The 752-nt window shown below is 56.6% G+C and carries 2 rRNA genes; both read right to left on the bottom strand.

Annotation, left to right across the window (positions count from 1 at the left end):
* Positions 1-13 precede the first annotated feature (13 nt).
* Positions 14-130: ribosomal RNA gene (rrf, locus tag AC1DVK_RS27040) — 5S ribosomal RNA — on the bottom strand.
* A gap of 204 nt (positions 131-334) precedes the next feature.
* Positions 335-752 (bottom strand): 23S ribosomal RNA (locus tag AC1DVK_RS27035); the annotation flags it as partial.

The raw sequence follows: 752 nt of genomic DNA, 5'->3' as shown, positions 1-752 counted from the left end.
ACCGTTAATGGTGTTCCGGCGGTGACCTACTCTCCCACACCCTCCCGGGTGCAGTACCATCGGCGCTGTGGGTCTTAGCTTCCGGGTTCGGGATGGGACCGGGCGTTTCCCCCACGCTATGACCGCCGTAACCCTTGCTCCGCCACGCACCCGCGGGGCGGGGGTGGGGAAATCTGTGGTTACAACATCTGTGGTGTTGTTATTTTGTTGTGGTTTTGTTCCTCAAGCAACGGGTTTGTTGGTTGGGAACCACATAGTGGACGCAAGCAGTCTTGTTTCTTTGTACCCTTCCCCTGGTGTGAACGTCTTTTGAATCCGTTCACGGGAAGGGTGTGTGGTGTAAGTTATCGGCCTATTAGTACCGGTCAGCTTCACGAGTCGTTAGTCCTCGCTTCCACATCCGGCCTATCAACCCAGTGGTCTGGCTGGGGGCCTCTCACACGCAAGGTGTATGGAAATCTCATCTCGAAGCGAGCTTCCCGCTTAGATGCTTTCAGCGGTTATCCCATCCGAACGTAGCTAATCAGCGGTGCACTTGGCAGTACAACTGACACACCAGAGGTTCGTCCGTCCCGGTCCTCTCGTACTAAGGACAGCCCTTCTCAAATTTCCTGCGCGCGCAGCGGATAGGGACCGAACTGTCTCACGACGTTCTAAACCCAGCTCGCGTACCGCTTTAATGGGCGAACAGCCCAACCCTTGGGACCTACTCCAGCCCCAGGATGCGACGAGCCGACATCGAGGTGCCAAAC

This window comes from Peribacillus sp. P4_B1, from assembly GCF_056402395.1.
The sequence above is the reverse complement of the archived record's forward strand: the minus strand, read 5'-3'. Positions and strand labels throughout refer to the sequence as shown.